The following is a 26,878-nucleotide window of genomic DNA, read 5'->3' on the forward strand; positions in this document are numbered from 1 at the left end:
AATAAAACGGAAATGAAAGGAACCAATATCGGGGAGCTCGAAGAACTAGTGTTACTGGTAGTCGCCAACTTGTATGACAGTGCCTATGGTATTGCCATCAAGCAGGAGATTGAAGAGAAGTGCAGCAGGACCATTACCATCAGCACGGTACACAATGTTCTGCAAAGACTGCAGGAAAAGGACTTTTTGGAGTCCAGGTATAGTGACCCTACACCAGAGCGTGGCGGTAAGCGCAAGTTGCTTTTTCGAGTAACTCCTTCTGGTCAGGCAGCTCTGGAAAATTCCAGATCTATGCGCGAGTCACTATGGCAAACAATTCCCAAAGTAGCTTTTGATAGAAAATGAGTCAGTTCCCACCAAAATACGTCGAGCGACTGTTGCGGCTTTTCTTCCGTCAGGAACTGTGGGAATCCATTGAAGGCGATCTGCAGGAGCTCTATACTTATGAAGTAGAGCAAATTGGGCACGCCAAAGCCCGATGGCGCTATCTCCTGAATGCACTGGCTTTTTTCAGATTTCACAGACTAAGACAATACTCAAAAACTCAAAATCAAATGGACTTACTCAAAAACTATTTAAAAGTCTCCTTCAGAGACATTAGGAGGCATCGTGTTTTCTCAGCCATTAACCTGTTTGGTCTGGTGACAGGATTTACCGTTTTACTTCTAGTCATCCAGTTCGTGCTGTTCGAAACGGGATTTGATCAATTCAATAGCCAATATGATCGAACTTTCCGGATCATCAACGATCGGTATCAGAATGGACAACTGGTACAGCATGGCTCGATCACCTATCCAACGATTGGGCCTACGCTCAAAAAGGAATATCCAGAAGTGGAACATTACACGCGACTAATGCCAGGTTCACGCAACTATCTGCATTACGCAGACGATCAGTTTTTGATCAACGAGTACTTTTGGGTGGACGAATACTTTTTGGATGTATTGGATTATAGGCTACTGGTTGGTAATCGGGAAGAAGCCCTAAAGGAATCCGCTTCTGTAGTGCTGACCAGGTCTTATGCTGAGAGACTCCTGGCTCAAGGGCAAAGCCTCAGTGATCTCTTAGGGCAGGAGGTGCTCATTAATGATTGGGATTTTCATTGCAAAGTGACTGGTGTAGTAGAGGATTTACCAGCCCAATCTCACATCCAAAGCGATCTGTTCATTTCGTATAAAACGTTTATCCGGTTGGCGGGTGAAGGTGCTGACAATAGTTGGCAGTGGTCCGATTTTTACCATTACATTGTATTGAAGCCCGGGGTAGATGCTAAGCGTTTTGAGCAAAAACTGGAGCAATTTAGCGATCGGTTTTTTCAAGGTGGAGAAGTGTCTGGTGCTGAGGAGGAGTTTCATTTGCAGCCATTGGGAGCTATTCATCTGGACGATTCGCTGGAGTATGAATATGCCAGAGTGGTAGATGGACAATTCGTGTGGCTTATTCTGGCTATAGCAGGTGTGATCATGCTGATCGCCTGGATCAATTACATCAACCTGACTACCAGTAGGGCATTGGAGCGAGCTAAGGAAGTAGGTGTTCGAAAAGCTATGGGTGCTTATCACAACCAGATTTTTGGACAGTTTTTGACTGAATCCATTTTGCTGAACGTGGTGGCTTTGATTAGTGCCATTGTGCTCGTAGTATTGCTTCAGCCGGTTTATCGGGATGTTACTGACCTGCCACTTACCTTATCATTGTTATTAACTTCCAGCATCTTTTCGATCCCGTTTCCGGTGATTTTCCTACTTGGGTTTAGTCTGGTGGTGTTAGTTATTGGTATTTATCCTGCCCGGCTTATTTCCAGGTTTAGACCCGAAGAGGTGATCAAAGGTAAGTTTGCACTTGTTGGAGATTTGGTTCACATGCGGAAGCTGCTGGTGGTCGCACAGTTTACAGCAGCTTTGATTCTCATAGCTACCTCTACTGCTATTTATCGTCAGATTTCATTCATGCAGTCTCAGGATCTGGGCATGAATATGTCCGATAATCTCGTGATCTATGGACCGGATCTTACGGATTTTGATAGCGTTTATATCGCTAAGTTTGAGAGCTTCCGTGGCGAGTTGATGAGCAAACCAGCTGTGCAATCCGTCACCTCTACTGGTCGGTTGTTTGGGGACAAAATGCCGCGTTCGTTTATGATGAGGTCCTCTGCTGATCCTGATCAGCAAGATATCACCAGCAACTGGTTGCCGGTAGATTATGGGTTTTTGGATCAATTTGGCATTGAAGTGCTTGCAGGTAGATCTTTCGATCGGTCTGATTACCATACCAATGGAAGGCAGGTAAATACTGCCCTTATCAATGAGGCTGCGATCGATCAGTTTAAATTCAAAGATGCTGCTTCTGCTGTAGGTGGACAGATTACACTGGCGGATAGAGGTAGATCCTACCGGATTGTAGGAGTAGTGAGTAATTTTCATCAGCGTACGCTGCGAGAAGATATTGAGCCGATTCTTTTCTTCCCGTTTTATGACAATAGTCATTTTATCTCGATTAAGTATCTGCCGGGTATGGAAGAACAAGCGATTGATGCAGCTCAGGAAGTTTTTGCCAAATTCTATCCGGGTAATTATTTTGATTACTTGTTCTTGAAAGATCATTTCGATGATTTGTATCGAGCTGATGAGCGAATAGGGTCTATTTCGGCTGGGCTTACCATTATTGCCATTAACCTGGCAGTTCTTGGACTGTATGGATTGGTACTGATTACCCTCATCAAAAAGACCAAGGAGATTGGTATCAGGAAAGTGCTTGGAGCCAGTCTATCGGAACTACTCGGACATTTTGGAGCCCAGTTCATCTTGCTAGTAGGAGGTGCAGCCGTGTTGGGCATTCCTATCAGTTACCTATTTGTTGAGCGGTTTTTGCAGGATTATTCTTACAATACTGGAGTTGAATGGTGGGTGATTCTAACTGCAGCACTCTCCATGGTGGTTTTGTGTGGATTCACAGTCTTATTACAAACGAGGAGAATATCTCACAACAATCCCGTGGAATCCCTTCGCTATGAATGATCACCATTTGATCATAGGAAATGGGTTTAATGGATGATTGAGGGCGTGATGAAAACTTTTGCGAAGGATCAACTTAGTAAATGCTTTTCTTGGGTATTGACGCTCAAGGTCCTGGATGATACTAATGGGGATGTTGAAACGAATCTTTCCAGCGGTCAGATCAATGAGATCGGCTTTTCTGAAAGCTTCCGCTTCAATGTTCCCTTTGATCTTTCGAAGCTTGTGGTGGTGTGAGATGATGAACTTAATTTCTTCTGACAAGAGCTGATAGTCAGAGCCACTCAGGTAGGTATTAGCCAAGTGTGCTGATCCGGGTAGGTAATTCATGGTCTGATTGACCCAGATGTCCAGGTCATGAAAAGCCGCTGAGATGGCCAGTTTTTTGCTTTCCCGCATGAGTAACAGCGTAGTGGCGTAGTGATAGACCCGTTGGGCATGGTTATGATAGGCATCATAATCCGCCCCCAAAGATTCCCGGTATTTATGTAAGATTTGGGTGATTAGTTTCAAGTAGGTGTGTTGGATTTGAGCAAATATATCTGGCCGAGGTGGTAGATGTCATGCTGAATCACTCCTGCCAGTAAATGCTTGAAGTCATATTCTTCTCCCGGGACCATTTGCTGAAGCAGCTCATCACTCTCAGCTGAGATAAGTTCAAGCAGCAGTTTTTGGGTTTGTTTAAACTCGCTGTACAGTCGGGTCTTGTCCTCTGGGGTAAATTCTCTATGAGTCCAATCCTCTTCACTGCCCACTTGGAGCTTGGTGGGATTATTCTGTAATTTGTGTATGGCAAAGCGTCTCCATGAGATCATATGAGCGATAATTTGTCCAATGCTATGACCGTCGGGAATGCGATTGGAAAGCATTTCTGGTTTGATGGCTTGTAGGTAAGCCGATATGGAATTACCAAACCAGGGATTACCCTCATAGACCTCTGCAAGTTGGTGGCTTATTTCGGCGAGATTCATGTAGGAATTTACCTATTTGCTCCCAGTAATTCAATAACCCAATTAGAAGCAAAGATACAAAAACCTAAACAACCGATTGCGTAGATAAACCAAATACCCTATATTCGGGTTCTCTTAACTCGAATGAGCGGGTACATTTTTTTTGCATGGATTGAATTTTTGAGGATTAGATGGGAAAATCAGGTTTAAAGGACAAAGTAGTAGTAATCACTGGTGGTGCAGGAGTCATCGGAGGAGAGTTAGCTATGCATTTTGCCAAACTGGGAAGTATCATCGTTGTCCTTAATAGAGATCAGCAAAAAATTGATAAGAAGGTGTGTGAGCTCAGAGAGCACTCTCCGAAAAGTATTGGACGTGTGTGCGACGTGTTAAATATCGATGAATTAAAGGCAACCAATCAAGCCATTAAAGAAGAATTTGGCCGGATAGATATCTTGATCAACGCAGCAGGAGGAAATATTCCAGGTGCTACTCAGCTTCCGGATCAGGAGGTTTTCGATTTGGACATTTCTGCGGTGGATGGAGCCGTGCAGCTCAATCTTCATGGAACCTTATATCCAACACTCGTTTTTGGAAAAACGATCGCTGAAAATGGCTCTGGTAGCATCATTAATATTTCGTCTATGGCGACTTATTCCTCTATAACAAGGGTTATGGGATACTCCATGGCTAAATCCGGTGTTAATTCTCTTACCCAGTGGCTGGCTTGTGAGATGGCTAAAAAATATGGTGATCAATTGCGTGTTAATGCCATAGCTCCGGGATTCTTTATAGGGGAGCAGAACAAGTCACTCTTGTTGAATCCTGACGGTTCTCTGACCGATAGAAGCGAAAAAGTCATTAACAAAACCCCAATGGCTCGTTTTGGTAGGATAGAAGAGCTCACAGGGGCAGTAGAATTTTTATGTTCAGATGCTGCCAGTTTCATCACAGGAGTGGTATTGCCTATTGATGGAGGTTTCAGTGCCTTCAGTGGCGTCTAAAGCTTTTCCTCAATTTTCAACGAAGTGTTTACCTCCAATTGATCGGGAGAAACGGTTTCTAAAAATGCCTTTATCCCCGCAAAAAGGCCTATATCTATCGATTGCGTAAAAGAATTGCAATAAAACGACAATTTTATTGATGTTTCTTTTGATGTGAGATGTTTAAGCAAACGATTTCATTACGTTTATAGCAATTAATTGAGATTTTTCTAAATAATTTTAATTAGTTACACAATCGATTGCGTTTTTTTTGATTTAGTACTACTTTCATTCCCTGATTTGCTATTGTGCAAAACGTACATTCTTCTATTCATCAATGAGACAATCATTCTTTGAAAAGGAGAACATGTAAAACCTAACAAAATGATGTATGTATTATGTGTACTAAAAAACTCAAAGTCACGGCTTATCGGATGGGGCGGTTGTCGTGGATTATTTTATTGCTGCTAAGCTTTTCGTCATTTGCTCAAATGACGGTTAGTGGTACAGTCACCGGTGAAGACGGTGGTGAAGGGTTGCCAGGGGTAACCGTATTATTACAAGGTACATCTACTGGTACAGTCACTGATATCAACGGGACGTACCGACTTTCGGTGCCTGAAGATGGAGCTACACTGGTATTTAGCTTCGTTGGTTATTTGTCTCAGGAAGTGCCAGTGAATGGACGTCAAAAAATAGACGTAACCATGAAAACCGACGTGCAATCACTAGAAGAAGTAGTGGTGGTTGGTTATGGTACTATGGAACGAGCCAATGTTACTGGAGCTATCAGTACAGTGGATGTTCAGGAAGTGACTAAGGCATCAGTGCCCAATGTGGTGGAAGCCATGAGAGGACAAGTTGCAGGTTTGCAGGTTGTTCGTACTGGAGGTCAGCCAGGTTCCGGAGTTACTTTCAAAATTCGAGGTAACAATTCATTAGGGGCATCTGCCAGCGGCGGAAATAATGTGGATGCGGTAAACCAACCAATTATAGTAATTGATGGTGTACCTCTTGTCGGAGGAAATCTTGCCGAGCTCAATCCGGCAGATATTGAGAGTATTAATGTGCTGAAGGATGCGGCTTCTGCTTCCATATATGGATCCAGTGGTGCCAATGGCGTGATCCTAATCACTACCAAAAGTGGAAAGAAAGGGAAAACACAGATTAAAGTGAACGCCTCAACTGGTATTGTTGACATTGCTCAGCGACCTAACATCATGAATGGAGATGAATTTCTTCAATTCAAATTTGATGTGTTCAAGGGAAATGACCCGGATGCTACCAACCCAACAGTAACGAGCGTGTTGGATCTGGTGGAGGAGCAAAATTACATCGCCGGTAATGAAGTTAACTGGCTGGATGAAGTGCTCAGAACTGGAATTCAAAATAATGTTGGCATAGAGGTTTCAGGAGGGTCGGAAAATGGCAACTTCTATTTGAGTGGAAACTACTATGATGAAAAAGGTCCTATCGAGGCATCTGATTACCGTCGTTTTTCAACCAGATTTAATTCCAGTTGGAATATCACTGACCGAATTACTGTGGGGGCCAATGTGCAGTTATCAAAGAGTTTCTCTGACCAGCGTACAAGAATCGTAGGGTTTGAGAACAACGCAGTTCCTTCACTTTCGGCTTTAGTTGGTACCAGTCCATTTGGAAATCTCTACGATGAGGAAGGTAACTACAGCAAATTCGCAACTGAGGATTTGTTTGCAGTAAACCCATTGCACAAGTTCAACGAAAGTGAATTTGATGTGAATGTCACACGTGCTTATATCAATCCAAACATCCGAGTTAAAATCATCGATGGATTGACCTATACCTTAAACACATTTGCACAGACCAGACAAGAATTCTTTGGTAGATATCAGTCAGACAATTTCACAGATGATGCACTTAACCTGGCTCAGGTTCGTGAATCAGAAGAGGTCAACTATTTGTTGGACAATATCCTAAACTATACCAAAGACTTTGGTAGGCATGGAGTGAACGCCACCTTGATCTATGGTGGACAGATCAACGAATGGACCCAGTTTGAAATGAATGCCCGAAACATCGCTGCTGACCAACTTGGATATTACGGAATTCACTCCGCACCAGCTGCTCAGCAGACTATCGGTACCAATACTAGTGACTGGGCCAAATACTATCTGGCCACCAGACTGGGTTACACATATGCTGGTCGATACAGTGCTACTTTCACTTTGCGAAGAGATGCTTCGTCTCGCTTTTTGGGAGATAACAGATATGGTTTGTTCCCTTCTGCTTCATTCGCATGGAATGCACAGGAAGAGAGCTGGTGGTTTGGTGGCAACACCTTCAACCTGCTAAAACTGCGGTTGAGCTATGGACAGATGGGTAATGACAACATCAATCCGTTCTCTTATCAGGCTGGAACCTACCCGACATCTATTCCCGGGACAGAAGATACAGGGTTTAGACCAGGTACCACCGCGGGAAATAAAGATCTCAAGTGGGAAACCAGTAAACAGTTCAACGTTGGGGTTGATTTTGGTCTTTGGACCAGCAGACTCAGTGGAAGTATCGAGGTGTATCAGACTCGTACCGAGGACGTACTACTATACCAGCAAATACCTGCTCCACTCAATAATGGCTACAGTCAATACCCATCTAACATAGGTGAAACAGAAAACAAAGGTATTGAGCTATCTCTGAAAGGTGTGGTTGTAGAAGATCGTGATTTCTCTTGGACGCCAAGTGTAAACTGGTCCATGAACCGAAGTACGATCATCCGACTTAATGAAACCGGACCAAACGGAGAGCCATTGGATGATGTGTCGAATGGATGGTTTATCGGACAGGATTTTAGAGAAATCTTTGATTTTAAATATTTGGGTGTTTGGCAGACGGATGAAGTGGCTGATGCGACAATCACCACATTTGGATCTGCTCCACAGGCAGGCGATGCTAAGATTGCCGATATAAATGGCGATGGCAATATCGATTATGACGATAGAACATTTATAGGTAACCCAACTCCAAATTGGTATGGGGGTGTAAATAACGTATTCTCCTATAAAGGATTCTCTCTGTCAGTTTTGGTGGAATTTGTTCAGGGTGTGACCAGATACAATAGCTTGTATGGAGGCTACAATAATGCCAGAGGTAATACCATAGCTATTGACTACTGGACACCAACTAATCCTAGCAATGCATACCCAAGAGTAGGTGATGGTAGTCCAATGTCAGGACCATTTGCTTCAGCCATTTTCACTGAGGATGCAAGTTTTGTGTCGTTGAGAAACGTTTCACTTTCTTACAGCCTGCCAGATAAGTGGCTAGACAATGTCTTCTTACAAAGCGTGCAGCTTTCTCTTAGAGGCAATAACCTTTATTACTGGACAGACTACACCAACGCATATTCTCCAGAGATCACCAACACAGATCAATACCCTGTGACGAAAAACTGGACAGCAGGACTAAATGTCACATTCTAAAAAAATGAGAATCATGAAAAAATATACTTATTTATTCATACTAGCTGTCATGACCATCGCCACATCATTTTGGGGTTGTGACGATTTGCTTGACAATGTGGAGTTACGGCATTCGCTTTCTGCGGAAGAAGCCGCCAGAACAGCTAAAGGTAGCGATGCAATTCTTTCGGGAGCCTTGCTGGCTGTACGATCTACCTACCAGAGCCCTGGAATTTCTGTATGGAAAGCCTGTGGGACGGACATTGTAAGAGATGGAACCAACCTCTCAGATGAGCCGGCATCAGGTATGCCAGGGATGAATTCATACAATGGATCATTTGCTGCAAATAGTGAGCAAGTTCTCCAGGTTTGGGATACCTACTACAGTGGGATCACTTTTGCCAACACAGCCATCAACGGATTGACATCTGGTGGTAATGTGGATGATCTTGATGATGACATCAAGGATAAGCTAGGGCAAGCTTACACCATGAGAGCTTTCCTTTACCTGGAATTAGTCAGACGATTTGGTAATATTCCGATTATCGAGGCAGCAGACTTGGAACAAGGACCTGTATTTGAAACGGTTCAGCGTCAGGAGTCTGAGGTATACGCGTTGATTATCTCGGATCTGGAAACTGCTATCCCTCTTATGAAAACACGAAATGATGGAGGAGATCGAGGAGTTCTTGTTCCATCTAAAGGACTGGCTAATTTATTGCTGGCAGAGGCAAGCCTGGATATGGGCGAGTATCAAAAAGCAGCAGATGCAGCAGATGCTCTGATCAACGATGGTTCCTATTCACTCCAGCCACTCGACGGAATTTTCGGATTGGACGGTGGCAAATCAGGAGAAGAAAACAACGCAGAGATTGTATTCTCTATTGGCTTTACAGACGAGATACCCGATGAGGTACAGTGGACATCACAGCAATGGATGCCTCTCTATGATAGAGTAAATGGCGTATCCAGAACAATGGAAAATGGTGGTAGACCATGGTCCAGGCTTTCTCCATCTGATTATTACTTCACACTTTTCGAGGAGGCTGACGGACGTCTGAATGCATGGCACAAGCGCTACTGGATCTATGATGACGCTGATGCTGCACCGGATGGACGGAATGTGGGAGATACAGTGAAAACCGAAGATTTAGTCAATCAGTTTGGTGATGACCCAATCCGATTGCGGTACACCGATCCTACCACCTGGAAGTATGCTGAAGATGACACCTATGGGCGAAGTACCGCCCAAGCAGAGGGATGGAGAAACATCATACTATTCAGATACTCTCATGCCTATGTCGCGGCAGCTGAGGCTCAGTTTGGCCTTGGAAATACTGGAGCTGCCATGACTTATTTGAACGTGTTGAGAGAGCGTGCCTATGGCAACACTACTGGCAATTTCTCTAGTATCACTTTTGAGGATATAGTAGAGGAGCACGCCAGAGAGTTGGGTCATGAAGGACATAGATGGGCATTCTTAAAAAGAAACGATCTGCTCGTTGAGCGTGTAAGAGCAAACAACCCAGCTGCTGCTCCTAATATTGCTGAGAAGCACGTGCGTTGGCCAATTCCTCTTGAGTTCATTGACCAGACGGGAAGTACTCAAAACACTGGTTATTAATACATAAACAATAGAAATGATGAGAAAATTAAAATATATTTTTAGCTGTCTCGCTATTGTTTCTTCTCTGATTGTGATAACAAGTTGTGAAGAGGATGCTTTAGCCGAGGTAAATATCAATGAAATCAGCGCGGAAGCCGTATTTCAGGGGTCACCAGTATCCATTACTGGTGAGAATTTCAGCGAGGTTCAATTTGTCTTCGTAGGTAATATCCAGGTGGATTTTACACTGGAAGAGAATACCATCTCTTTTACGGTGCCTGATGAGGCTCCAGTGGGCATGACGACCATTACACTGGCCATGACGGAAAATAGACGAGCTACTTACATGTTTGAAGTAGTACTTAAGCCTTCACCAGTTATTACTTCTTTTGATGCCTATGTGCCTGTGGGCAGCGATTTGGTGATCAAAGGATCTAGTCTGGACAATGAAACTTCGGTCACGGTAGATGGTATCACTGCTACAATTGTATCTGTGAGTGATTCTGAACTTACAGTAACAGTTCCGTCAGGAGTAAATGAAGCGGCTGCTATCGAATTTGAGATCACGACTACTTATGGTACCGCATCTCCTTCTACTGCGTTTTATGCCAGAGAAAGTGAAGTAGCCAACTCTGACTTGGAGGCTTCTGGTGATGGAGTGCCATTTGCAGATTGGGAGTTGTTAAACGCAGGTGATGGAGCTATCACAGCTATCACAGATGGTTATGGTGGGTCTCGTTCCATGCGAGTAGTTCCGGCAGGAGGTAATCCATGGGATCGACAAGTAGCTAGTACTGGTGTTCCATTAAATTTCAATGAACAGTATACCATTGTGATGTGGGCTAAAGGTGAAGCCGCAGGCGCTCAAATGCGGGTATCTGTATCTCAATATGATGGTAATGGTGCAGACTATTTCTATGGTGAGACCAAAGAGCTCTCGACCAACTGGGAACAATACACCTGGACGTTTACAGTGTCAAATGACCTTCCTACCCACCGCGTGGTTTTAGATATGGGAATGGGCACAGTGCCTATTCAGCTAGATCAAATCGGTCTGGTTCCTGGTACTATTGGTGCAGCTGGTCCGGCAGAGCTCATGCCAAATGGAGACTTTGAGACTGATCTTACTGGATGGACCGCTCTTAATGGTGCTGCAGATATTTCAACTGCAGAAGCTTACTGCGGAAGCCAGTCCATGACCGCCACAGGTGCAGGAGGTAATCCGTGGGATACTCAGATCGCCACTGATCCACTTCCTTTGGAAGAGGGAACGGATTATGAGATTGGATTCTGGGCAAAAGCAGCTGGACCAGACGGTGTTTTCAGAATCTCCATGTCTCAGTATGATGGCAATGGGTCTGATTTTTTCTACGGCCCGGATATAGACGTTACTGAAAACTGGACATACTACGCGTTCGTCGTGAATGCCGCAGCTGTGCCTTCAGGTGAGTATCGCTTGCTATTTGATATGGGTGCTACTACTCAAACTTTCTTCGTGGACGGTGTGAGCATCAAAGAATACGTAGCTCCCGCAAGTCTTTATGCCAATGGTGGCTTTGAAGATGGGCTCACCGGTTGGGAATCACTCAATGGTACGCATGAAGTATCTACGGCAGAGTCGTACAGTGGTAGTCAATCGCTGACGGCCACTGGTGCCGGTGGTAACCCATGGGATACCCAAATAGCGTCAGATCCTGTGGTGCTGACGGTGGATCAAGATTATAAAATCAGTTTCTGGGCAAAGGCTGCTGGACCAGATGGCGTTTTCAGAATCTCCATGTCTCAATATGATGGCAATGGGGCTGATTTCTTCTACTCCAGAGACCTGGATATTCCAGAAGACTGGACATACTTCTCTTTTGTGACTACTGCTCAAGCTACCGCTTCAGGTGATCACAGACTCCTATTTGATATGGGAGCTACCACTCAGACTTTCTTTGTGGATGATGTGAGTGTGGTGGAGTATGATGGATGTGAGTAATACTTCTTCATTTTAGTCAAATAGATGAGCCGACCGATTTTTCGGTCGGCTCTTTCAATTTAATCGAACATGCAAATCAGACATTTACAACTAATCCTTGTCGTAGCTGCGATGATTCCTATGAACCTGAGCTGTGCTCAGAAAAAGGATACTCCAAAGCCAGCAGACACCCTAAATCAACTCTCCGATTGTGTACTGGGGCAAATGACTTCATTTGAGGGCTTAATGGAGATAGAAGATCTGCCCAATCCTTTTCTGATGAGGAATGGATCTCAGGTAACCAATCTGACACAGTGGGCTTGTCGGAGGAAGGAAGTCATAAAACAAATCCAGTTTTATGAAACAGGGATCAAACCAGATGCTCCTGATACTCTGTCAGCCAGCATATCTGATAGTACAATGGTCATTCGTATGGCCGATGATGGTAAATCTTTGGAAATGACAGCCAGCGTTATTTTACCTCAGGGGGAAGGTCCATTTCCAGCTGTGATAGGAATAGGGTTTGGCGGAGGAACGGGCAGCTTACCTGCCGAGCTATTTACAGATAGAGGAATTGCGACCATTCAATATAACCTCAATGAACTGGCTCCCTGGGGGTTTGACGTGGAGCGTGGATCTGGAGGGTTTTATGAATTATATTCGGATCCTTCGGTTGGGTTTTTTACAGCCTGGTCGTGGGGAGTCAGTAGGTTGATAGATGGTTTGGAGTTGCTTCCTGAATTGACTATCGATCTGGATCGATTGGCCATCACGGGGTGTTCTTTTGCAGGTAAGATTGTCTTGTTTTCAGCAGCATTCGATGAGCGTATCGCACTAACCATAGCTCAGGAACCTGGAGGTGGTGGAGCTGCACCTTGGCGGGTAACCGAAACCCTGGATGGTGAGCGAGAGATACTAAAAAGAGCTCAGGGAGCTCCATGGTATGCTTCTGATTTTAGTAAATTCAATGAGGATGTGAACAAACTCCCATATGACCATCATCAGATGGTCAGCCTGGTTGCTCCCAGAGCGCTATTGGTGCTTGGCAATCCTGATTATGAGTGGTTAGCAGAGGAGTCTACCCATGTTGGGTGTGAGGCGGCCAAAACGGTCTGGAAAGCCATGGGGGTTCCTGAGCGCTTAGGATATTCCATAGTTGCCGGACATCCGCATTGTCAGCTGCCGGCGGATCAGCAACCTGAAGTGATTGCCTTTATTGAGCGATATCTTTTGGATAAAACATCGTCAGGTGAAGAGATTGCCATTAGTCCATACAGTCCAGACCTGGATCGGTGGATTAAATGGAAAACACCGGATCTTTTAGAGTAACTAGTTCATTTCCAAAACAATACTGGATGACATCAATCCTGGAGAGTTTGCGGTGACTTTTACCTTGCCGGTCGCTCCTTTTTTTGATTGTACAATTACTAATGCTTTGCCACTAAAGGCGTTACGAGTTTTGGATGGAAAAGGAGTTAAGTCTGTCGGGTCACCATTATCGGTGGCTACAATGGAGCCCGGACCTTCCAAATCGAATATTATTTCATTGGTTGCATTGGGCACTTTAACGCCATTAGCATCCATAAGCTCCACAGTGATGAATGACAAGTCTTTGCCATCAGATGAAATGATCTTGCGATCAGCATACAGGACCATTTGCGAGGCAGTCCCAGAAGTGCTCACTAAATCCTCAGCCCACTTTTCCCCATCCCTGTAAGTGATGACCTTTAATTCACCTGGTTCATAAATCACATCATCCCATCTGAGTCTATATTCATATTCACCTTTTTTCTTACGACTCAGTGACTTGCCATTGACAAAAAGCTCTGCTTCATCACCTGAAGTGAACACATGGACCGGCGTGATTTCACCAACACGATCAGGCCAGTTCCAATGAGGCAGAATATGAGCCATGGGCAAATCTGGTCTCCATCTTGATTGATATAGGTAGTAGCGGTCTTTTTTGAACCCAGCAAGATCAATCAATCCAAAATAGGAGCTTCTGGATAAATAATAAGGTGTTGGTTCTCCCAGGTAATCCCAACCACTCCAAACGAATCCACCAGCTACGTAGGGATGTTGATCTAGTGATCGAAAGACCTTGTCAGCGGACGAGCCGAAGTTGGCCGTATATAATTCATAAGCACTGACGTAGCCTTTGGCAGGGTCTCCACCATTAGAATCATTGATTGGTGAGCTTATTCCTTCAACAACTGGAAACAGATAGGTGCCTCTGCTGCTTAGTGCTGCTGCATTTTCACTACTGATAATGACCTTATCAGGGTAGGCTTCATGAAACGCAGGATAGAGCGGTGCGGTGTTAATTCCCTCCAGATGAGCATATGCAGGTGCATTACGAATTCCTTCACCTTGATAATTAAGGTTGATGACTTCCACTTCGGCGGTAATTGGCATGTCTGGTTTGGCATAATTGAAGGAGGCGGTTGTTGGTCTAGTTGGATCTTCATCATTAGCGATAGCCCGTAACTCTGCAGCAACCTTGGCACCTGCCTCGTCGGTATATTGTTCTCCTACTTCATTGCCAGTGCTATACATGATTACTGAGGGGTGGTTTCTGTCTCTCCTGATTAGTGCCCGCAAATCCTGTTCATGCCAGTCGGGATAAATGAGGTGAAAGTCCAATGGTGTTTTCTTACGTTCCCAGCAATCGTACAGTTCGTCAACTACCAAAAACCCCATGCTATCCGTCAAGTCCAATAATTCAGGAGCAGGAGGATTATGAGCTATTCTGATCGCATTGCATCCAAGTTCTTTCAGCATTTCAAGTTGGCGTTCTGCCGCTCTTTTGTTAAATGCAGCACCCAGAGCACCAAGGTCATGATGCTGGTTCACACCCTTGATTGGGATGTGCTCACCATTGACAATAATGCCTTTTTCTGGGTCATATTCGATGGATCGAATGCCAAATGGGGTGTTGTAAGTGTCAATGAGTTGACCATTGCGATAAAGCTCAGACTTGATGATATACCTATTGGGCGACTGGGTAGGTGGCGGTCCCCAAAGTGAGGGATTAGCCAGAGAGGTTTTAGAAGTGATTGTGGATTTTGACCCGGCGTCTATTTGGAGTTGTTCAGGAGGAAAAGTTTTAGCCAGTACCTCGGACTCTCCTTGCACTGAATAGATCGATGAAAGGATTTCCAGATCAGAGGTTGCATCGCTCATGTTTTCAATAGTAGTCTGAAGCTGAACCTCCGCTGAGCTTTCAGAGACATTTTTGGTGGTCACAAAAGTACCCCAATGAGCAATATGTGACTGACTTGTTTTAATCAGCCAAACATTGCGATAAATTCCACCACCAGGATACCATCTAGATGAATTTGGAGGATTGTCAAGGCGGATCGCTAGTTGATTTTCTTCACCGAACTTTATGTAATCCGTAAGATCGATCCGGAAGGAGGTGTATCCATAAGGCCAGCCACCTGCGAGCTCTCCGTTGATCCATACCATAGCGTAGGACATAGCTCCGTCAATATCGAGAAAAACTGATTGAGTAGCTTCTGACTTTTCCAGAAATATACTTTTCCGATACCAGGCTACTCCAGGGCTTGGAAGCCGGCCCATTCCTCCACCAACAGGCGTACCCCAGCCTTTGTAAAACGGTCCTTTGATAGCCCAGTCATGGGGTAGATCTACAGATTCCCATTCCGAGTCATCAAAATTACCTTGAACAAATTCAAATTCCTGACCCGGAGATCCTTGCGGTCGCGTGTAATGCCTGTTCGAATCACTGATGAACGCATTTCCTGTAGGTAGGATCCATGGTTTGAGTACTTCGTGTTCAGATTGTGTCTCTACTCTCTCAGTTGGTTTAGCATCTGCTGGCTTGTCATCCCTGGTATCCGTCACTTCCGGCCTTACGTCATAGATCAAGGGGTCAGGGGTTGAGTCTGAGGCATATTTCATGAACCTCCAGCCTTCATTCAGAGATATTCGTTCACGATGTTCATCTGATGGTTGATTACAACTGATGATAACAATGAATGCAAGGAATGATAAAGATCTATATGAGTTCATGTCAGGTATATTTTGTCACTAAAAAGGCTTGGTTAGGACCCAATGTTGTAAACTTAATAAATTAATGCAATCGGTTGTGTAAAATTGTTTAATTTGGAGTATGATAGTAATGAGAAAAACCAGGCAAGAAATAGTATGAATAGAGATAGCGTATGTATATCCATAAGTAGCGTTGTGAGAGTGATTTATTTGATAGTTGTATATAGTTCGATACTTGCTTGTTCTAGTGAGCCAGAATTCCAGGATCCGGCTGACATTGTGGCCGTTCGTGAGCTCACCGTTAATACCACAGAAGTTTATCAAACTATCTCCGGATTCGGCGGAGCCAATCAAATGTGGGGGACGCAGTTTCCCGATAATGAAGATATGCGCAAGGCATTTTCTCTGGACGAAGATGGCCTGGGCTTTAGCCTGTTCAGAGTCCGAATAGCTAGTAATCCTGAAGAATGGCCGCTCATTGTGGATGTGGCTAAACAAGCCCAGAGCTATGGGGCAAAAATTCTGGCGTCTCCCTGGTCTCCACCAGCAGCTCTAAAAAGCAATGAAAGCGACATAGGCGGTATCCTGCCAGCAGAAAACTACCAGGAGTTCGTGGATCACATCAATGCATTTTTGGCTGAGATGGAATCAAATGGAGTAAATATATACGCCGTATCTGTGCAAAACGAACCGGATATTGAGGTGGGTTACGAATCCTGCGATTGGTACCCAACTACTATGCGTGATTTTATCAAAAACTATGGTGATCAGATCAATGCAAAGCTGGCCGCCCCGGAGTCTTTTAATTTTAATCAGTCTTTTTCAGACATGATACTTGTGGACGAAGCTGCCTCAGAGCATGTAGACATAGTAGCTGGACATATATATGGAGGAGGACAGGCACCATATCCTCTAGCAGAAGAACTTGGTAAAGAGATCTGGATGACCGAATACCTCATGAACCTTAACACGGGCAGTTCAGGAGCTACACCCTGGGCTGATCGCTCGGCTGAGGATAAATGGAATGAAACCTTCGAGATGTTGCTCACCATGCATACGGCTATGGATAACAACTGGAATGCCTACATCTGGTGGTATCTTAAGCGATATTATTCATTTATAGGTGATGGAACAGAAGGGACTGAAGAGGGTGAAATTCTAAAGCGAGGGATCGCTTATTCGCATTTTTCTAAATTCATTCGTCCCGGCTATCAAAGAGTTGCTACCAGCATGCAGACTGACTTTGGCTTAAAGATTACTGCATATCATGGAGACAATCGTACGGTACTCGTTATCATCAATGAAGGGGAGGCACGCGTACCTAATATAAATCCAGTGATAAATGGTGTAGTTCCAGAGAACATTACTACTTATGTGACTACTTTTTCGCGCAACCGGGAACAGTCATCAGTAGAGAAAAACGGAGAAAACCTACTTTTTGAAGCATCGCCCAGGAGCATCACTACTGTCGTCATAGACCATTAGATAACCATGATAATTAGAGACCCAAAGACCTGTTTTTTAATCTTACTTCTTACCCCATTTTTTGCTGTTGCAGAACTCAGCTTGCCAGCAGTTTTTAGTGATGGCATGATTATTCAGAGAAATCAGTCTGTTAAGTTTTGGGGTTGGGCTGATCCAGGTGAGACCATCCTGGTTTCCTTTCTGGGAGAAGAAGTTAAAGCCATCGTCAACAAAGAGGGAGGATGGAGAGTAACATTGTCTCCCAGGGAGGCCGGTGGTCCGTATGAAGTCAGGATCGCTTCGAAAGAGGAAACCCTAACTATCCAAAATGTACTCATAGGAGATGTCTGGTTGTGCTCTGGACAATCCAACATGGTTCATTATTTCGAACGATATCAACAGATTTATGCCGAGGAGATCGCCAACTCTGATAATGAGATGATTCGTCAATACCTGGTGCCTACTACCACCAGTCTCACCGGACCTCAAAAGGATCTGGCAGGAGGTTCTTGGCAATCAGCAGATCCCGAAAACCTGATGCGATTTTCTGTAGTGGCCTATTTTTTTGCTAAGCACCTTTACGACCAATACAAGGTTCCTATTGGAATTGTTAACAGCAGTGTAGGTGGCACTCCAATAGAAGCCTGGACGAGTGAGGCGGGTCTTGCTGAATTTGATCAGCTATTAGAAAAAATCAAAAGGAACAAAGACACAGCAGCAATTCATGCCCAAAACAGAAAAGCAACCGAAGCGAGAAATGCCTGGTACAGGCGCCCGTTAAGTGACAAGGGATTATTAAGTGATCCAAAATGGTATGAGCCAGAATTCGAACCTGACTTCACCTGGAAGCGGATAGCGGTACCCGGGTACTGGGAGGACCAGGGAGTGAGAAGTTTGGATGGTGTGGTTTGGTATCGAAAGGAAATCGACCTTTCTGAGCAGGCAGCGCAAAAACAAGGGTTTCTGGAGCTTGGCAGAATAATCGATGCAGATGAAGTATATATCAATGGACAAAAAGTAGGTGGTATCTCTTATCAGTATCCGCCTAGACGATACGAAGTACCAGGCGGCTTACTCCAAAGTGGTTTAAATACCTTGGTGGTTCGAATTACGAATCAGGGAGGTAAAGGCGGGTTCGTTCCTGACAAACCGTACTACCTGGAGGTGGCAGGTGAGCGGATTCCGCTAGAAGGATACTGGACCTATAAAGTCGGAGAGGTTTTTAAAAAAACGAATTTTCCATCTTCAGTTTCTTTGCAAAACCAACCAACAGCTCTTTACAATGCCATGGTGGCTCCTTTGAAAAGTTTTGCCATCAAAGGAGTGTGCTGGTATCAGGGGGAGAGCAATGCCTGGGAACCTGAAGAGTACAATGATTTATTAACGGCCTTTGTAAAAGACTGGCGGGTGCAGTGGCAGAGACCTCAGCTACCTTTCGTTGTGATTCAGCTGCCCAATTTTTTGGATGTAAACTACTCGCCGGAAGAGAGTGGCTGGGCTGTAATGCGAGAAGCTCAAGCTGAAGTGACAGAACTGGCTCATGCAGACTATGTAGTAACCATAGACCTGGGCGAATGGAATGATATTCACCCTCAGCAGAAGCAACCAGTAGGTGAACGTGCTGCCCTGACGGCCAGACACCTGGTTTATGGTGAAAAGAATCTCGTGTATTCTGGTCCAAGGTGTGCGGGTTACCAGAAAAACGGAAAACGAATAGCCCTAAGTTTTGAGCAGGTAGGTCATGGGTTGGTTGCAAAAGGTGGGGGAGAGTTAGCTCATTTTGCTCTCGCTGGAAGTGATGGAGCATTCGTTTGGGCCAAAGCTGAAATACAAGGCAATCAGGTGGTGGTTTGGAACGACTCCATCGAGGAGCCAATGTATCTTAGGTATGCCTGGGCCGATAATCCGGACTTTGCCAATTTATACAACCAAGAGGGACTTCCAGCGGCACCATTTCGAATAGAATTGGATAAATAGTCAAGCGATTTGAAATGATAGGTTTGTGATTATCAATTGATAAGGTAGTTTTAAACTCTGAATCAAACTATTGAGTAAAAGGGAAGTGCAGGGACCTCAATGGAATGTTCAGATTAGGAATGAGATTCCAAAATAATGAGTAAGAAAAGAGAAGTCACCATCTACGATATAGCCAAGGAGCTGAAGGTATCGCCTTCTACTGTCTCAAGAGCTCTAAAGGACCATCACAGCATTGGTAAAAAAACCAAAAAGGCCGTACTCAAACTAGCTGAAGAGCGTGGTTATCAACCAAATGTGATCGCTGCAAGCTTAAGAAGTAACCGAACCAATACCATTGGAATCATCACTCCTTGGATCAATCGGCCATTCATATCTTCCTTGATCAGTGGAGTGGAAATGACAGCTAACAAGATGAGCTACAATGTGATCATATCTCAGTCACACGATAGCTATGAGAATGAAGTAGCTAATGCAAAGGCTCTTTATGGAAGTAGGATCGAAGGACTGATCGTGTCATTGGCTATGGAAAGTACCCAATATGATCATTTCGAGAAGTTCCTGAAGAAGAGTATTCCCGTAGTATTTGTGGATCGTGTGCCAGAAGATGTCAATACTACTAAAGTGGTCATCAATAACTTTGAAGCTGGATTTAAAGCAACTGAGCACCTCATAGAGCAAGGTTGTAAACGAATAGCTCATGTGGGCGGTGTACGCCACAGAAATGTGTACAAAGAGCGTTTGGATGGCTACATTGCAGCACTGCACCGGCATGGGTTAGAAGTTGATGATGAACTCATCGTAGAGAGTGATCGGCTGAGTTCTGAGGAAGGCTTTCGAATAGCAGAATACCTCCTCACCAACCTACCCAATAGACCTGATGGAGTGTTTTCTGCCAATGATACGGCGGCAGTCAGTCTCATCAAGTATGCCAAGTCAGCCGGGGTGAAGATACCCGAAGACCTGGCGGTGATTGGTTTTAACAATGACCCCATTTCAACGATTATAGACCCTGCCTTATCTACAGTAGTTCACCCGGCTATCGAGATGGGCAAACTAGCAGCAGCGCAGGTGCTGAGCAACGAAGAGCAGACTGATCTGGTAAAGTCACAGACCATCATGCTCGATACTGAGCTGATCATTCGAGAGTCCTCCAGACGCATCAAGTCCTAATAGCCTACTACTATTCCCTGTTATATTCTGACCTGTTGGAATCCCATAATTATTGTATATTGCTTTACACAATCGATTGCGTAAAATGAATAATTTTCAAGCTCTTTTTTTAGCTGTTGCCCTCTTGAGTTACTCTTGTGCACAATTAAGAAATGATACTGCGGACAGCTCGGCACCTAAGTACTTCACCAACCCGATCTTTGCAGGATTTTATCCAGATCCTAGTATTTGTAAATCAGATGATGGTTACTATCTGATCAACTCCTCTTTTGGGTACTTTCCAGGGTTACCCATCTTCCACAGCAAGGATTTGGTCAACTGGAATCAGATAGGGCATGTGATGGATCGTCCAGAGCAATTCAACACACAAGGTCAGCGAATAACCCGAGGGCTTTTTGCTCCAGCAATTGCTTTTCATCAAGGGACCTATTATGTCACCTGCACCAATGTGGATGATGGGGGCAATTTCATTGTCAAGACAACTGATCCGGTAGGACCCTGGTCACACCCTATTTGGTTACCACAGGTAAACGGCATAGATCCATCCCTATTCTTTGAAGACGATCGTGCTTTCATTGTATACAATAGTGAGCCACCCAATAATGACCCGCTTTATGGCGGTCACAGAACCATCAGGATGTATGAACTGGACTCAGAGTCCCTCCAGTCCATAGGAGATGAGCTGTTGTTAGTAAATGGTGGGGTAGATATTTCTAAAGAACCTGTTTGGATTGAAGGACCACACATCTATCATATCAATGATTATTACTACCTAATGTGTGCTGAAGGCGGTACAGCTGACAATCACTCCGAGGTGATCTTTAGAAGTAAGTCAATCACGGGGCCATACAAGCCATGGGATCAAAACCCCATCTTGACTCAAAGAAATCTGGATCCTAATAGGCCAAACCCGATCACCACAACAGGCCATGCGGACATGGTGCAGACCGATGATGGAGATTGGTGGGCAGTATTTTTGGGTTGTAGGCCTTATCCAGGCAATTTCTATAATATTGGTCGCGAAACCTTTCTTGCACCAGTTACCTGGACAGAGGACTTATGGCCAGTGATCAATCCTGATTTTGAAGAGGTTCAATATTCCTACCCGACACCTACAGATGCTCCTGTGTCAAGGTCCAACTTTCAGTATAGTGGTAATTTCAGCTATCGGGAGGAGTTCGAGGGATCAGTATTGCCGATGAATTTTGTCTTTTTAAGAACCCCAACGGAAAAATGGTACCACATCAGAAATGGTCAGTTGACCATGGATTTAAGGCCGGAAACGGTAGCAGGATTTGGGAATCCAAGTTACATAGCACATCGTCAGCAGCATCATCAAGGATCAGTCGAGACGAAGCTGAATTTCAAACCAACCAATGAAAATGAGAAAGCAGGAATCGTTTTCTTTCAAAGTGAAAAGAATCATTATGTATATGTGAAATCACTATCAGAAGGAGAGTCCGTTTTGGAATTGTATAGATCTGGAGTAGAACCGGAATTGCTAGCTCGACAAACCATAGCAGAGGGCCCCGTGGAGTTGAGAGTAGACTTTGATCAGTCGGATTATACTTTCCTTTATTTTCAAGACGGATGGCAGACTCTGGCAGATCATATTGATGGTACTTTCCTCAGCACTCAGAAGGCTGGTGGTTTTGTAGGCACTACTATAGGTCTGTATGCTACTTCTAGTGGTCAGAAATCAACGAACAATGCCTCATTTGGATACTTTTCCTACAGTGGCAATGATGAGGTCTTTAATAAATTGGAAGCTAAATGATGAAACAAACTATGAAACAGATGAAATGGCCAGTAGCACTTTTTGTGGCCATAGCCAGTGTAAGTGGATGTCAAACATCTACTGAGCAAAAGACAGCCACCACGGAGGATATTTCAAAGAAGCAAATTGACAGTGTGGTGGTGCAGACCAAACCTTTGGTTACTGAAATATATACCGCAGACCCTTCCGCACATGTGTTTGAGGGAAGAATCTACGTCTACCCATCGCATGACTATGAGGCGGGTGTTCCGGAAGATGACCTGGGTAGCCACTTTGATATGAGGGATTATCGGGTGTTTTCAATGGATTCCATTGGAGGACCTGTTACCTTATATGACGTAGCTCTGGACAAAGATGATGTGCCCTGGGTAGGTCGACAGATGTGGGCTCCAGATGCTGCTTATAAAGCAGGTACTTATTACTTGTACTTTCCAGCAAAAGACAAGGAAGATGTATTTCATATAGGGGTGGCTACTTCTGAGAATCCAGAAGGGCCATTCACTGCTCAGCCTGAACCGATACCTCAAAGCTTCAGTATGGATCCGGCTGTTTTTGAGGATGCAGATGGTACTTTCTATATGTACTTCGGTGGTATCTGGGGAGGCCAGTTGCAGCGATGGGCTAGTGGTGAGTACAATCCTGAAGATATCTATCCGGCAGATAGTTTACCGGCCCTAACTCCTAAAATCGCCAAAATGTCAGAGGACATGCTTAGCTTCGATGAATCCCCTAAAGATGTCTTGATTCTGGATGAAAATGGTGATCCACTGCTTACCGGAGATCATGACCGGAGATTTTTTGAAGCGGCCTGGATGCATACGTACAATGGTAAGTATTACTTGTCTTACAGTACAGGGGATACTCACAACATCGCCTACGCCATCGGTGACAATCCCTACGGACCTTTTACGTATCAGGGAGTCATACTGAATCCAGTATTAGGATGGACCAACCACCACTCAATTGTTGAGGTGGATGGCAAATGGTATTTATTTTATCATGACAGTTCGTTATCCGGAGGCAAAACGCATCTGCGAAGCGTAAAAGTGGCCGAGCTGACTTACACTGAAAGTGGTCAAATCAACAACATTACAGCAAAACCTTAAAGGATCACATTTCCAAGTTAGATGGAGCCCGGGACAATAGTTCTGGGCTTTATTATAGCTCAGGCTTGTAGAAATTGCCAGTAGTGCAGAATAGATAGACCACTCTGGTGTTTAGGTTGAACCAATAGGTATCATTCAATTCTGCCAGTTCGGTTCCAAAGTTATTCACCCTGGATTGGCTATGTGTCATTGCAGCTACGGTGAATCCACCCATGAATGCACTGTTAATCCCGTATTGGCCAATTGGAGTGCCATCAAGTTCGTAACCATCTACCAGGTTTTCTGGTCCAATACTCTGAAGCCAGTCAGTTACCTTTCCACACCAGGCTTTAGCACGTGGATCTCCATTCCACAGGTAATCTAAAGCCAGACGCCACGGTACTCTGCAGGCATCATAGCCGAAGTGACCATTTCGCCCCTCTGGTCCTGGAGTACCCGCCGCGGTTTGCCAGTCCGGCACTAATCCAGTCTCTGGATGAGCACTGTTCTCTAATAGCTTGTAGGTGTCTTCTGCTAAGACATTCCAGATGTCGTTTGACGTGACATCAGCAAATATCCTGAAGAATGCAGGTGTGTGATACATGAGATCAGTCATTTGGCAGCCTCCCCAGGCAATGGTAGAAAACCCGGGATATAGTACGTGAATCGGTTGGCCATCCACCGTACATTCAGCAATAAGATCACTTGAGATTATCCCCAGAATGGTCCTGGCTTCTTCCAGGTACGCATCTCCCCAGTACTGACTCGCCACTATCAGACCAAAGGCTACATCCAGATCGCCATCTGTAGCACTACCCGGATCATCTATACCGTCACAGGTAACAGACCAGGCCATCATCTGATTGGCTACCGCTGTGCGCTTGCTTTTGTAAAAGCTGAACAAACCATCAAATGTGGATTTATCCTGTGCATAAGCCGATAGCAACATCCCAAATCCGATAGCCTCCACCTTGGTTTCCGATGCAGGGTCAGCAATCACTCGCAATCCATCATTGCAGGTAACCACTTCGGAAGATTTCCATCTTTCGTATTCGCTCATGGCCAGATCATTTGTAATGCTTGTTGGGAAATACCCATACTGCGTAGGTGTTTTGATTTGCAAGTCTGCTGTGATCAGTTCTTCATCAACCAGCGTAACCTGCTCCTCGCCCAGTGAGTTGAATTCCAATGGTTTTGACTCCTCATAAGCCACGATTGTCAGCGATTCGCCTGTGGATGAATTGGGGAAGTCCGAGGCTGAGTGAAAGACAACTCGTCCGTTTTCATCAGTCCTGTCTTCTGCTAAGGCTCGAGCTGGAGTTAGGTCCGTAGCATCATCGAATAAAAAGACCCTGACTTCCGAGATGTTTTCTGAGTTGTTTTGAACACTGATTTCCAGAGTGATGGCTTGTTGATCTGGTGCTGTCTCATTTTGTTTTTTGCATGACATGCAGGTGGCCAGGCATATGATAAAAAGAATTAACTCTTTCATGAGTGGGTAATCTATACGCTGTAAAATTGAAAGAATCAATATATTACTTGTCCAGCTAGGGCAAACAACCGGTTGCATCATTTCTTCCAGCAATAACCATATGATGCCGTACTCAGACACAAAAAAACCATCCAAACGATTCGTTTGGATGGTTTAGAACATTTATGTGAAGATGTTTTACTTCGCCTCTTCGTATCTTCTATTTACCTCGGTCCAGTTGATCACACCAAAGAATGCATTGATGTAATCAGGACGTTTGTTTTGGTACTTTAGATAATAGGCATGTTCCCATACATCCAATCCAAGGATAGGGGTACCTCCACAGCCAACACCTGGCATCAGTGGATTGTCCTGATTAGCACTAGAGCATACTTCTAGTTTACCGTCTTTGACACACAACCAAGCCCATCCAGATCCAAATCTTGTTGCCGCGGCGTTGCTAAATTCATCCTTAAATTTTTCAAAGTCACCAAAAGATTCGGTGATAGCATCCATGATAGCTCCTGATGGATTACCTCCACCATCAGGTCCCATGATGGTCCAGAATAGTGAGTGATTCCAATGGCCACCGCCATTGTTTCTTACGGCGCCATTGTCACTGTGATTTTTCAGCAAATCTTCCAGTGACTTACCTTCCATATCAGAGCCTTCTACTGCAGCATTCAGTTTGGCCACATAGCCTGCATGGTGTTTACCATGGTGGATTTCCATGGTTTGTTTATCAATGTGTGGCTCAAGTGCATCATGAGCATATGGTAAATCTGGTAATTCAAATGCCATTTCTTAGCTTATTTAGGTTTAAAAAATTCGTTCTTAATTTCAAATATAAAACATGCCCCATTAGGAATTGTTTCCTCTCAGTTTACTAAAAAATGATTTTAGCAAAGTGGCAGCCTCATCGGCCATTAAGCCACCTTTTATTTCCGTCTGCGGATGCATGATTTTTGGGTTTGCTTGAAAATAGCCTCTCTTCGGATCGCTGGCTCCATAGACCATCTTGGCTATCTGTGACCAGTACAGAGCCCCACCGCACATCACACATGGCTCCAGGGTCACATATAGGGTACACTGATCCAGATACCTGGATCCCAGGAAGTTTTGTGCAGATGTAATCGCCAGCATCTCTGCGTGTGCGGTGACATCATTTAGTCGCTCCACTTGATTAAAAGCTCGGGCGATGATTCTGTTTTGACAAACGACCACTGCGCCAACGGGTATTTCACCATCCTCATAAGCCTTTTCAGCTTCCTTTAAAGCTTGTTTCATGAAGTGCTCGTCGCTATGAATGCTCAAATCACTCATTTGATTCGCACACTTTGCATGATTTCTCTAGCGGTATTCTGCCACTGGTTCTGGACCCTTCTCGGACATGTGAAGTTGAATAGGAGGATTTTGTTTTTGTGAAGAGTGTATTGGATATAGGTGTACTTGGCAATAGAGACTCCCGTTCCAAACGTGTCATTTTGATCAGAAACCACCGATGTGAATTCAAAAACGATATATTGACGGCCAGCTACTTCCTGTATCCCTTCCTGGATGAACTCAATCTCATCAAACAGATTAACTACGCTGGCTTTGTATAAAGACATGATCACCTCCAAATCACCCCCCTGCCAGGTGTTGGTGGTTTCATTTACTACTATATCCACTTTGCTGTTGTAATCAGTGTACATGGCCAATGGGGTTCGGGCGGAAACATTTTTTTGAATGATTTCCGCTGGTGTAGCTTCATGAAATGCCTCTGGTATTTCCATCGAGATTTCTTTGCCAATTTTGATACGATTGAGATTGGTCTGGGCGAATCCCACAGTGTAAAACACTACGAAGCAAATACTGAAGAGTCTGACTGCCTTAAAATTCATCTGATTTGGGTGTTTTGTGTGTCAAAACTAAGGCTTGCGTTCAGAAATATTGCCTCGCGCAGTAGAATAAGTTGGCCCTTTGTC

19 protein-coding genes are annotated in these 26,878 nt (G+C 44.5%); 12 read left to right on the forward strand and 7 right to left on the reverse strand.

Features of this window, described 5'->3' with window-relative positions:
- Positions 1 to 12: 12 nt before the first annotated feature.
- Positions 13 to 345: a PadR family transcriptional regulator gene (locus ACO067_RS15320; protein WP_421875518.1), complete on the forward strand. Its 333-nt coding sequence runs from the start codon at positions 13 to 15 to the stop codon at positions 343 to 345.
- Complete coding sequence (locus ACO067_RS15325) at positions 342 to 3,017, forward strand: ABC transporter permease (RefSeq protein WP_421875520.1); 2,676 nt, start codon at positions 342 to 344, stop codon at positions 3,015 to 3,017. Before ACO067_RS15320 ends, ACO067_RS15325 begins: the two co-directional genes overlap by 4 nt.
- On the opposite strand, the gene ACO067_RS15330 is transcribed toward ACO067_RS15325, so the two are convergent.
- Positions 3,018 to 3,527: a hypothetical protein gene (locus ACO067_RS15330; RefSeq protein ID WP_421875523.1), complete on the reverse strand. Its 510-nt coding sequence runs from the start codon at positions 3,525 to 3,527 to the stop codon at positions 3,018 to 3,020. It lies immediately after the preceding gene.
- Positions 3,524 to 3,985 carry a DinB family protein gene (locus ACO067_RS15335; protein WP_421875525.1) on the reverse strand — a complete coding sequence of 154 codons (462 nt, stop codon included), beginning with the start codon at positions 3,983 to 3,985 and terminating at the stop codon, positions 3,524 to 3,526. Before ACO067_RS15335 ends, ACO067_RS15330 begins: the two co-directional genes overlap by 4 nt.
- A gap of 170 nt (positions 3,986 to 4,155) precedes the next feature.
- Between ACO067_RS15335 and ACO067_RS15340 the strand changes: the two genes are divergently transcribed.
- The 5 genes from ACO067_RS15340 to ACO067_RS15360 all read left to right on the forward strand — a co-directional run bounded on the left by ACO067_RS15340 (position 4,156) and on the right by ACO067_RS15360 (position 13,282).
- On the forward strand, positions 4,156 to 4,968 hold the full coding sequence (locus tag ACO067_RS15340; RefSeq protein ID WP_421875527.1) for an SDR family oxidoreductase: 813 nt from the start codon (positions 4,156 to 4,158) through the stop codon (positions 4,966 to 4,968).
- 377 nt (positions 4,969 to 5,345) lie between these two features.
- Entirely contained in the window at positions 5,346 to 8,408 is a 3,063-nt protein-coding gene (locus ACO067_RS15345; protein ID WP_421875529.1) for a SusC/RagA family TonB-linked outer membrane protein, read from the forward strand.
- A 13-nt stretch (positions 8,409 to 8,421) separates the two neighbouring features.
- A complete protein-coding gene (locus tag ACO067_RS15350; protein WP_421875531.1) occupies positions 8,422 to 10,011 on the forward strand; it encodes a RagB/SusD family nutrient uptake outer membrane protein in 1,590 nt (529 codons plus the stop codon).
- A 16-nt stretch (positions 10,012 to 10,027) separates the two neighbouring features.
- The gene (locus tag ACO067_RS15355) at positions 10,028 to 11,974 is read left to right on the forward strand and encodes a carbohydrate binding domain-containing protein (RefSeq protein WP_421875534.1); all 1,947 of its coding nucleotides are present in this window, start codon (positions 10,028 to 10,030) and stop codon (positions 11,972 to 11,974) included.
- 69 nt (positions 11,975 to 12,043) lie between these two features.
- On the forward strand, positions 12,044 to 13,282 hold the full coding sequence (locus ACO067_RS15360) for an alpha/beta hydrolase family protein (RefSeq protein WP_421875536.1): 1,239 nt from the start codon (positions 12,044 to 12,046) through the stop codon (positions 13,280 to 13,282).
- Here the strand turns inward: ACO067_RS15360 and galB are convergent, their stop codons facing one another.
- Positions 13,283 to 15,988, reverse strand: coding sequence for a beta-galactosidase GalB (gene galB, locus ACO067_RS15365; protein ID WP_421875538.1), 2,706 nt, complete (start codon positions 15,986 to 15,988; stop codon positions 13,283 to 13,285).
- Between the two features lie 135 nt (positions 15,989 to 16,123).
- Between galB and ACO067_RS15370 the strand changes: the two genes are divergently transcribed.
- From ACO067_RS15370 to ACO067_RS15390, 5 genes are all read left to right on the forward strand, one after another.
- On the forward strand, positions 16,124 to 17,452 hold the full coding sequence (locus ACO067_RS15370; protein WP_421875540.1) for a hypothetical protein: 1,329 nt from the start codon (positions 16,124 to 16,126) through the stop codon (positions 17,450 to 17,452).
- Positions 17,453 to 17,458: 6 nt separating this feature from the next.
- Positions 17,459 to 19,408: a sialate O-acetylesterase gene (locus ACO067_RS15375; protein WP_421875542.1), complete on the forward strand. Its 1,950-nt coding sequence runs from the start codon at positions 17,459 to 17,461 to the stop codon at positions 19,406 to 19,408.
- Positions 19,409 to 19,543: 135 nt separating this feature from the next.
- Positions 19,544 to 20,578, forward strand: coding sequence for a LacI family DNA-binding transcriptional regulator (locus ACO067_RS15380; RefSeq protein ID WP_421875544.1), 1,035 nt, complete (start codon positions 19,544 to 19,546; stop codon positions 20,576 to 20,578).
- Between the two features lie 85 nt (positions 20,579 to 20,663).
- On the forward strand, positions 20,664 to 22,355 hold the full coding sequence (locus ACO067_RS15385) for a glycoside hydrolase family 43 protein (protein ID WP_421875546.1): 1,692 nt from the start codon (positions 20,664 to 20,666) through the stop codon (positions 22,353 to 22,355).
- On the forward strand, positions 22,355 to 23,461 hold the full coding sequence (locus ACO067_RS15390) for a glycoside hydrolase family 43 protein (RefSeq protein WP_421878314.1): 1,107 nt from the start codon (positions 22,355 to 22,357) through the stop codon (positions 23,459 to 23,461). Before ACO067_RS15385 ends, ACO067_RS15390 begins: the two co-directional genes overlap by 1 nt.
- Positions 23,462 to 23,513: 52 nt before the next feature.
- Here the strand turns inward: ACO067_RS15390 and ACO067_RS15395 are convergent, their stop codons facing one another.
- The 4 genes from ACO067_RS15395 to ACO067_RS15410 form a co-directional block, all read right to left on the reverse strand.
- A complete protein-coding gene (locus tag ACO067_RS15395; RefSeq protein WP_421875548.1) occupies positions 23,514 to 24,932 on the reverse strand; it encodes a glycosyl hydrolase family 8 in 1,419 nt (472 codons plus the stop codon).
- 177 nt (positions 24,933 to 25,109) lie between these two features.
- Positions 25,110 to 25,712 carry a superoxide dismutase gene (locus tag ACO067_RS15400; protein WP_421875550.1) on the reverse strand — a complete coding sequence of 201 codons (603 nt, stop codon included), beginning with the start codon at positions 25,710 to 25,712 and terminating at the stop codon, positions 25,110 to 25,112.
- A 60-nt stretch (positions 25,713 to 25,772) separates the two neighbouring features.
- The gene (locus ACO067_RS15405; RefSeq protein ID WP_421875552.1) at positions 25,773 to 26,234 is read right to left on the reverse strand and encodes a nucleoside deaminase; all 462 of its coding nucleotides are present in this window, start codon (positions 26,232 to 26,234) and stop codon (positions 25,773 to 25,775) included.
- A complete protein-coding gene (locus ACO067_RS15410; protein WP_421875554.1) occupies positions 26,231 to 26,794 on the reverse strand; it encodes a hypothetical protein in 564 nt (187 codons plus the stop codon). Before ACO067_RS15410 ends, ACO067_RS15405 begins: the two co-directional genes overlap by 4 nt.
- Positions 26,795 to 26,878: the final 84 nt, after the last annotated feature.

The sequence above is a fragment of the Marinoscillum sp. genome (assembly GCF_965229915.1).
GTDB lineage: Bacteria > Bacteroidota > Bacteroidia > Cytophagales > Cyclobacteriaceae > Marinoscillum.